General features: G+C 61.7%; 6 protein-coding genes. 3 read left to right on the top strand and 3 right to left on the bottom strand.

Annotated elements, in window-relative coordinates; genetic code table 11:
• Positions 1–131: 131 nt before the first annotated feature.
• Both JN524_RS11185 and JN524_RS11180 read right to left on the bottom strand, forming a co-directional pair.
• Positions 132–527 (bottom strand): YbaN family protein, encoded by a 396-nt coding sequence (locus JN524_RS11185; protein ID WP_202369370.1) that lies wholly within the window; start codon positions 525–527, stop codon positions 132–134.
• A gap of 10 nt (positions 528–537) precedes the next feature.
• Positions 538–1,125: a UPF0149 family protein gene (locus JN524_RS11180; protein WP_007962155.1), complete on the bottom strand. Its 588-nt coding sequence runs from the start codon at positions 1,123–1,125 to the stop codon at positions 538–540.
• A gap of 297 nt (positions 1,126–1,422) precedes the next feature.
• Here JN524_RS11180 and recQ point away from each other — a divergent pair, with 297 nt between their 5' ends.
• The 3 genes from recQ (at position 1,423) to JN524_RS11165 (ending at position 6,017) form a co-directional block, all read left to right on the top strand.
• A complete protein-coding gene (gene recQ / locus JN524_RS11175) occupies positions 1,423–3,552 on the top strand; it encodes a DNA helicase RecQ (protein ID WP_097090179.1) in 2,130 nt (709 codons plus the stop codon).
• A 133-nt stretch (positions 3,553–3,685) separates the two neighbouring features.
• A complete protein-coding gene (locus tag JN524_RS11170; RefSeq protein ID WP_027613988.1) occupies positions 3,686–4,120 on the top strand; it encodes a MarR family transcriptional regulator in 435 nt (144 codons plus the stop codon).
• Positions 4,121–4,247: 127 nt separating this feature from the next.
• Positions 4,248–6,017 carry a FimV/HubP family polar landmark protein gene (locus JN524_RS11165; RefSeq protein ID WP_202369369.1) on the top strand — a complete coding sequence of 590 codons (1,770 nt, stop codon included), beginning with the start codon at positions 4,248–4,250 and terminating at the stop codon, positions 6,015–6,017.
• Between the two features lie 137 nt (positions 6,018–6,154).
• Here JN524_RS11165 and JN524_RS11160 read toward each other — a convergent pair whose 3' ends face one another.
• Positions 6,155–8,356 (bottom strand): patatin-like phospholipase family protein, encoded by a 2,202-nt coding sequence (locus JN524_RS11160; protein WP_202369368.1) that lies wholly within the window; start codon positions 8,354–8,356, stop codon positions 6,155–6,157.
• Positions 8,357–8,371: the final 15 nt, after the last annotated feature.

Here is an 8,371-nt window from a genome sequence, read left to right as displayed (position 1 = left end):
CTACAGAGGTAATCCTCAACTGAATGCACTCAGTCAAATTGTGGGAGCCAGCCTGCTAGCGGTCGCGGTCGATCAATCAACATCAGGACGTGTTCGTTCGGCGAAGCCAACGGCCACAGTCCTTGAAGAACTCAGGATTTGCGCAACGTCTTCTGTCGCAAGATATAAACCGTCACCAACACCGCACTGGTCAACATGAACCCCCGTGCCCACGGCAGTGGCACGAGGTAGCAGGAGAACAGAATGCTCGCCCACATCAATCCGATCGCGTAGACCTTGCCCTTGAGTGGTATGCCGTTGCCGTCGAGGTAGTCGCGGATCCATGGCCCGAGCCGGGGATGCTCGACCAGCCAGTGATAGAAACGCGGAGAGCTGCGCGCGAAGCAGGCTGCGGCGAGCAGCAGGAAAGGGGTGGTGGGCAGAACAGGCAGGAAAATCCCGATCACCCCCAATGCCACGCTGAGCCAGCCGATGGCCAGCAGCAAGTAGCGCAACATCAGGGGGCGGTTGCCTATGGGGTTGTCCATAGGCTGTGTCTTAGTGGTGACGTGGCTTGAGGATCGCCGGTTTTTCGTCCGGGGCCTGGCATAGCAGGTACAGCGCGGTCAGGGCTTCCGGGATCTGCACGATCATGTCGTCCATCAGGTTGGCGTCCTTGGCGATGTCTTCGAACTCTGGCTGCTCGTCGAACAAGCCCGAACCGACCATGATCGGCAGGAGCATTTCGCTGACTTCTTCTTCAGCGGTTTCGAACCAGGCCGCTTCACGCAGGAATACGCCTTCCATGAAGCCGATGCACCAGCCGCGCAGTTCGGAGTCGTCCGGCTCGTCGCCCAGGTCCAGGTCGCACGGCAGTTCGAATTCTTCGTCGGACGCCAGTTGACGGGCGATGTGCGCCTTGAGGCCGATCAGGGTGGCTTCGATCTCTTCGCGCTGGGCCTCGCTGCTGTAATGCGGCTCTTCGGCGAACAGGGCGTCGATCCACTCACGCTCAGGTACGTCTTCTGCACAGATCGACAGGGCGGTCAGGTAACCGTGGGCGGCCACGTAATCCAGCGCCTCTTCGTGCAGCTCGTCGGCGTCGAGAAAGACTTGCAGGCGGGTTAGTTGCTCAGCGAAGGACATTACGGGGCTACCTTGGGGGAATAAACAATGCGGGAATTCTAGGCCTTCTTGCGCGCTCAAGCCAGCCGCATGGCAGATTTGCCCCGCCGCGGCCTGCAGATCCACCGCCCATCCCTGTAGGAATGAGTCTTCTCAGTGGCACCCCCTGCCGGGTAGGCCTCGGGTATACTGCCGCGTTTTGCGCTCCCTGCTCGTATTGCGGTGGTCTGGCAATGCGCTCTTACGTTTTGTTTAAGCAGCTGTGGCTGTCCTGAACCAGCCTGTGCAGGGATGTTTCGGTAGATTTTTGGAGTTTTTATGCTCGAACAGGCTCAACGCGTCCTCAAGGACATCTTCGGCTACGACAGTTTCCGTGGCCGCCAGGGTGCAATCATTGAGCGCGTGGCCAGCGGCGGTGATGCGCTGGTGCTGATGCCTACCGGTGGCGGCAAGTCCCTGTGCTTCCAGGTCCCGGCGTTGCTGCGCGAAGGCCTGGCGGTGGTGGTGTCGCCGTTGATCGCGCTGATGGACGATCAGGTCGCCACCCTCGAAGAGCTGGGCGTGGCCGCTGCGGCGCTGAACTCCACGTTGAGCGCCGAACAGCAGCGCGACCTCGCGGCGCGGATCAAACGCGGTGAAGTGAAGATGCTCTATCTGGCGCCCGAGCGTCTGGTGCAGCCGCGCATGCTGTCGTTCCTGCAAGGCTTGAACATCGCCCTGTTCGCCATCGACGAAGCGCACTGCGTGTCGCAATGGGGCCATGATTTCCGCCCGGAATACCTGCAACTGGGCCAGTTGGCGGAAATGTTCCCCGACGTGCCGCGCATCGCCCTGACCGCGACCGCCGACAAGCGTACCCGCGAAGAAATCGTCACCCGCCTGCACCTGCAGAACGCCGAGCGCTTTCTGTCGAGCTTCGACCGGCCGAACATTTTCTACCGCATCGTGCCCAAGGAGCAGCCGCGCAAGCAGTTGCTCGCATTCCTTGCCGAACGGCGCAGCGATGCCGGCATCGTCTATTGCCTGTCGCGCAAGAAGGTTGAAGAAGTCGCTGCGTTCCTCAGCGAGCAGGGTTTCCCGGCGCTGCCGTATCACGCCGGTCTGCCCAACGATCTGCGCGCCTACCATCAGAAGCGTTTCCTCAACGAGGAAGGCCTGATCATGGTCGCCACCGTGGCGTTCGGCATGGGCATCGACAAGCCCAACGTGCGTTTTGTCGCGCACCTCGATCTGCCGAAATCCCTTGAGGCCTATTACCAGGAAACCGGACGCGGCGGCCGTGATGGCCTGCCGGCGGATGCGTGGATGGCTTACGGTCTGCAAGACGTGGTGATGCTCAAGCAGATGCTGCAAAACTCCGAGGGCGACGAGCGCCACAAGCGTCTGGAGCAGCACAAACTCGACGCCATGCTCTCGCTCTGCGAAGAAACCCGCTGCCGCCGGCAGACGCTGCTGGCGTATTTTGACGAAGACATGCCCGAGCCGTGCGGCCACTGCGACAACTGCGTCGACGGCGTGCAGACCTGGGACGCCACCGAGCCGGCGCGCCAGGCGCTGTCGGCGATCTATCGCACCGGCCAGCGCTATGGCGTCGGCCATCTGGTGGACGTGTTGCTGGGCAAGGACAACGAAAAGGTTCGCAGTTTCGGCCATCAGCACCTGTCGGTGTACGGCGTCGGCAAGGCGCTGAGCGAGAGCGAATGGCGCTCGCTGTTCCGGCAACTGGTGGCGCGTGGTCTGGCCGACGTCGATCATGAAGGCTACGGTGGCCTGCGCCTGAGCGATACCTGCCGGCCATTGCTCAAGGGCGAAGTGTCCCTGGAACTGCGCCGCGACCTCAAGCCGCAGGTCACCGCCAAGACCGCCAGCAAGAGCCCGGCCAGCCAACTGGTGCGTGGCGAAGAGCGCGAACAGTGGGAAGCCCTGCGTGCGCTGCGGCGCAAACTCGCCGAAGAGCATGGCGTGCCGCCGTACGTCATCTTCCCCGACTCGACCCTGCTGGAAATGCTCCGCAGCCAGCCGACCTCGCTGGCCGACATGGCGCGGGTCAGCGGTGTCGGTGCGCGCAAGCTGGAACGTTACGGCGAGGCCTTTCTCGAAGTGCTCGGCGGCGAGGCCGAGGCGCCGAAAGTGGTGGCCGATGTGCGTCACGAACTGATCACCCTGGCCCGCGCCGGCATGACCCCGATGCAGATCGCCGGGCAGTTGCAGTGCTCGGAAAAGAACGTCTACACGATGCTCGCCGAGGCCATTGGCAAACAGCAGTTGTCGCTGGAGCAGGCGCTCGATTTGCCTGAAGAACTGATGGGCGAAGTGCAAGACGCGTTCCTCGACGGCGAGGGCGAGTTGCCGTCGGTCGCCGAGGTGGCCGAGCTGTTCGCCGGTCGGGTTCCGGAAGGTGTTCTTTACTGCGTAAGGGCTGCGCTGCAATCGGAATTCGAAATGTAAGACGGCGATTGCGCCAACCGTCAGGCAGTTGTAACGATTCAGTACAGGTCGGCTCTTGCCTATAGCCAAATGTCATGCTTAGCTGACTAATAATTAGTTTTTCTCTATTTGTCAGTCTACTCATGAGTGTTTTATGCCGTTAACCGATCAACACCGCTTTGGCATGCAATTGGCCCAGATGTCTCGTGGCTGGCGTGCCGAACTGGATCGCCGGCTGGCTGGTCTGGGCTTGTCCCAGGCGCGCTGGCTGGTGCTGCTGCATCTGGCGCGTTTCGAAGACGCACCGACACAACGTGAGCTGGCGCAAAGCGTCGGTGTCGAAGGGCCGACCCTCGCGCGCTTGCTCGACAGTCTGGAAAGCCAGGGCCTGGTGCAACGTCAGTCGGTGATGGAAGACCGCCGGGCGAAAAAAATCGTGCTCTGCGCCCCGGCGCTGCCGCTGATCGAACAAATCGAAACCATTGCCACGCAGTTGCGTCACGAATTGTTCGAAGGCGTCGACGAGGCGGATCTGAAGGTGTGCATGCGCGTTCACGGGCATATTCTGGGCAACCTGGAAAAATCTTGAGGCATAACTGCACAGAGGTTTTTTGAGGGATCGCGCTGAGCAGACTATAAGAACTACTGGGCAATATCGTGTTCGTACCGGATGTGCGAACGCATAGAAACCGGTTTTGCTTATTTAAGGGATGCTCATGCTCGCAAGTCGGCACGTGGTACTGCGCGGTGGCGCCAGATGGCTGCTGGTCGCTAGTGTATTCAGCTATTCGACCTGGTCGATGGCGCTGGGGCTGGGGGACATTACCGTCCACTCGGCCCTCAATCAGCCGCTCAAGGCCGACATCGCGCTGGTGGATGCCGCTGGCCTCAGTGCCAGCGACCTCTCGGCCAGCCTGGCCACGGCGGATGAATTCGCCCGGGCCGGGGTCGAGCGGGTGTTCTTCCTCAATGACCTCAAGTTCACCCCGATCCTGCATGGCAATCGCCAGATGATCCGGGTGACCTCGCGCAAACCGGTCAATGAACCCTTTCTGAATTTTCTGGTGCAGCTCGATCAGCCCAATGGCCGCTTGTTGCGCGAGTACACGCTGCTGATCGATCCGCCCGGATCACCGAGCATCGTGCCAGCCACGGACGAGCCCGATCCACGCCCGCAATCCTCTGAATTCCCCACCGTCGAGCCCGCCACGGCGGCGCCTCAGGCTGCTCAGGGCAAACGCGACGCCGCCCCTTCAGCGCCACCCGCTCCGGCGGCGGCGCCAGCCAACGATGCCGTGGCCGAGCAATTGGCGGCCAGCGTGTTACTTAATCAGCAGTTGCAAAAAACCGTCGAGGAACTCAACGCAAAGCTGCAGGCGCAGGATATCCAGCTAGCCGACGGCAAAAAGCAGATCAGTGATCTGCAAACGCGTTTGAGCGAACTGCAACAGCCACCGGCACCGGCCATCACGCCACCTGCACCCGCGCCAGTCACCACTGCGCCTGAAGCTGCCGACGATGGCCTCAACTGGCCGCTGCTCGGTGGCTTGCTGATGCTGCTGGGATTATTGGGTGCCGGGCTATTCGTACGACGTCGGCGGCAGTTGGCGGAGGGCACGGCACCACTGGCAGCTCTTCCGGCAGCTCGACAAACAGATCCTGAAGAGCCGCCAACCCCCCAATCGGCAAGCATCCGCGCAGCCACCGAACACCGCGAAGAACCGGCGGCCGGCGATGTGCTGGAGGCGGTGGGGATCTATCTGGCTTATGGGCGTTTGAGTGAGGCGGTCGGGTTGTTGCGCAATGCCATGGACAAGGAGCCCGAGCGCACCGAATTGGGTGTGCAATTGCTCGAAGTGTTGGGGCGCCAAGGCGACAGCGCAGCTTATGAACAACAGGAAAACCGCCTGCGTGATGCCGGGGTGGATCCTCAGCAACTGGCCGCGATCCGCGAGCGGCATCCAAAATTGAACAGCGCTGCGCCCATAACCCCGGCAGTGCCGACGGCCGCTGCCGCAGCGGTGGCGCCTGTACCACCGCCGCCCGAGGATGATTTCGAATTGAACCTGGGTGAGCTGTCGATGGCTTCCAGTTGGGATCTTGAGGACAGTCGCTCAGCACCTGAGCAACCCGTAGAACGGTCTGCATCGAACTCCGGCCTGGAAATCCTGCCAGCGGACTTCGAGTTACCCGAAACCGGGGCCAGCGAAGAGGCGGAGCTGGAGTGGATCCCCGAACCGGACGCACAGCCGCTGGACGATGACTTTCTCAATGAGTTCGGTGATCCTGAGCAGTCGCTGGTGCTGGAACCGCTGGAGCTTGGGGGCACTGAGCCGGAACACGGTTCTGAGAAGCTCGAACAGGCGCAGACTTGCATTGATGACGGGGATATCGACAGCGCGATTGCCTTGCTCAATGAGTTGCTCAAGGAGGGGGACGAGCCCCTCAAGCAAACGGCGCGGACGTTACTCGCGGGTATTCGCTGATGGTTGGGTCACCGGTATTGTGCGGTGACTGGACTATCGACTTTGCGAGCAGGCTCGCTCCCACAGTTGGAATGCGTTCCATTGTGGGAGCGAGCCTGCTCGCGAAGGCCTCAGGGCCGACAACATCACCTGAATGATCAGAACGTCTGCCCCAGATTCAAATAAACCGCCTGCTCATTCGCATCATTCAAACCATAGGTGAAGTTCAGCGGCCCCAGCGGCGTATCGAAGCCGATAAACACACTGGCGGCATTGATGTAGCCGCTGTCGAATTCATTGTCGTTGTTCCACGCCCGCCCACGTTCCAGCGAAGCCCCGGCATACAGCGGGAAGTCCAGCGGCAGGTAGGAACGCGGCGTCAACCGGCGGTAATACACGGCGCGCATCAGGCTGACGTTTTGTCCCGAAATCGAATCCTCGCGAAAGCCCGACAACTGTCGCGCACCGCCGAGCAGGAAGCTCGACGTCACCACGTTGGCATCGTCCAGCGTTCGGCCATAACGGCCGCCGAGAATCAGCGTGTCCGGGCCATGGCTCATGGCTTTGTCCAGCTTGAATTCCCATTGCCGGTAGCGCGTGTCCGAGCCGAGGCCCGGTTCGAATTGCATCAGGGTCAGGCTGACGTCCTTGCCCTCGTGGGGGAAGTAGACGTTGTCCAGCGAGTCGAACGAGTACTTCAGCGAGTAGAACCCTTCGGTGAAGTTTTCGCTTGGCAGGTCCTGATCGCCGATCCGCACATCCGCTTTGCCCCAAGCCTCGCCGACCCCGAGACGGATTTCGCCGTTGTTGCCGATCTGCCGACCGAAGTTGAGGCCGAAACCATAGCGCTCGACGCGGTATTGGGCGATCGGATCGTTGTCGAGCACCGCATCGACGTTCTGCGCTTCAAACGCAGCATACGGGGCGACGAAGTAGCGTGAACCGACGTCCAGCGGTTGATAGAACTCGGTATACAGTTCCTGTTTGTCACCGATCTGCGCGCGGGTCAGCCATTCCGCGCCGAGGCGGTTGATGCCGTTGATGCGGTAACTGGCGCCGAGGTTGAAGGCGCTGTCACCGCGCATATCGTCTGACAGGTTCAGGCCGACCCGCAGGTAATCGGTGCCGCTGCGTTTGCCCCGGGCGCTGATCACCAGCGTGTGATCCTGGCCCTTGTGCACTACGCGGTACTGCACCTGTTCGAAGTAATCGAGGCCGTACAGCGTGCCCATGTCCGAGTGCAGTCGGCCCAGGTCCAGCGGCTCGCCGATCGGCTGACGGATGTAATAGCGAATCACCTCATCGCCGACTTTCGAGTCGTTCTCGACCCTGATCGCGGTGATGATCGGCGTGCGCTGGCCTGGGGCGCGGGCCGCATTGAGTTCGGCGTCCTGGGATTCCTGAGGTTTGAGCTGGGCGAGGCGGGCGTCGAGAATCTGCGTGGCGCGGTAACCGGCGTCGATCATTTCCTGGGCCTTGCCGAAATCGGTCACGCCGAATGCCGCCAGCGCCGGCTGGATCAGCACGTCGCTGGGTTTGAGGGCGGCCAGTTGCTCTTCGGAGTTGCGCCGGGTCATCAGGGTGATCGACTGGTTCAGCACATCGACCACGGTGGTCAGTTGTTTGCGGTTGCGCAGCGGCGTGCCGATGTCGACCACGATCGCCACATCGACACCCATCTCCCGCGCGACGTCGAGCGGGATGTTGTCAGTCATGCCACCGTCCACCAGCAGCCGCCCGTCGAGTTCGACCGGGGCGAACACCGCCGGAATCGACATGCTGGCGCGGATCACCTGCGGCAGGTGGCCTTTGCGGAACACCACTTTTTCGCCATTGGCGATGTCGGTGGCCACGGCGCGGAACGGTATGGGCAGTTTGTCGAAGTCGCGGGTGTCACTGGTGTGCGCCAACAGGCTCTCCAGCATCAGCGCCAGGTTCTGGCCCTGAATCACCCCCAGCGGCAGGCCGAGGCTACCGTCATCGCGAAAGCTCAGTTGCTGTTTCACCAGAAAATCGCGGTCGTCCTGCTTGCGGCGAAACGGCACGTCTTCGCGTGGCGGCGCGTCGGACAGCGCCTGCTGCCAGTCGATGTTCAGCGCGAGCTTTTCCAGTTCATCGATCTTGTAGCCCGAGGCATACAGGCCACCAACCACCGCGCCCATGCTGGTACCGGCAATCGCGTCAATCTTGATGCCTTGCTCCTCAAGTGCTTTGAGCACGCCGATGTGCGCCAGGCCACGGGCGGCGCCACCGGACAGCACCAGGCCGACTTTCGGGCGGGGGGCTTCGGCGGCATGCACGGTGACATTAGCAAAGAGGGGCAGGAAGCCAAGCAGCAGGCAGAACAGCAAACGGCGCATGGTGAGTCTCGGGGC

The sequence above is a fragment of the Pseudomonas sp. MWU318 genome (assembly GCF_016756945.1).
Taxonomy (GTDB): Bacteria; Pseudomonadota; Gammaproteobacteria; order Pseudomonadales; family Pseudomonadaceae; genus Aquipseudomonas; species Aquipseudomonas putida_A.
This window is presented reverse-complemented; position numbering and strand designations above follow the sequence as displayed.

What these genes read in the sequence shown, in the direction of transcription:
- JN524_RS11165 (WP_202369369.1), top strand. Translation starts at nt 4,248, where the DNA reads ATGCTCGCAAGTCGGCACGTGGTACTGCGCGGTGGCGCCAGATGGCTG.
- JN524_RS11160 (WP_202369368.1), bottom strand. Translation starts at nt 8,356, where the DNA reads ATGCGCCGTTTGCTGTTCTGCCTGCTGCTTGGCTTCCTGCCCCTCTTT.
- JN524_RS11185 (WP_202369370.1), bottom strand. Translation starts at nt 527, where the DNA reads ATGGACAACCCCATAGGCAACCGCCCCCTGATGTTGCGCTACTTGCTG.
- JN524_RS11180 (WP_007962155.1), bottom strand. Translation starts at nt 1,125, where the DNA reads ATGTCCTTCGCTGAGCAACTAACCCGCCTGCAAGTCTTTCTCGACGCC.
- recQ (WP_097090179.1), top strand. Translation starts at nt 1,423, where the DNA reads ATGCTCGAACAGGCTCAACGCGTCCTCAAGGACATCTTCGGCTACGAC.
- JN524_RS11170 (WP_027613988.1), top strand. Translation starts at nt 3,686, where the DNA reads ATGCCGTTAACCGATCAACACCGCTTTGGCATGCAATTGGCCCAGATG.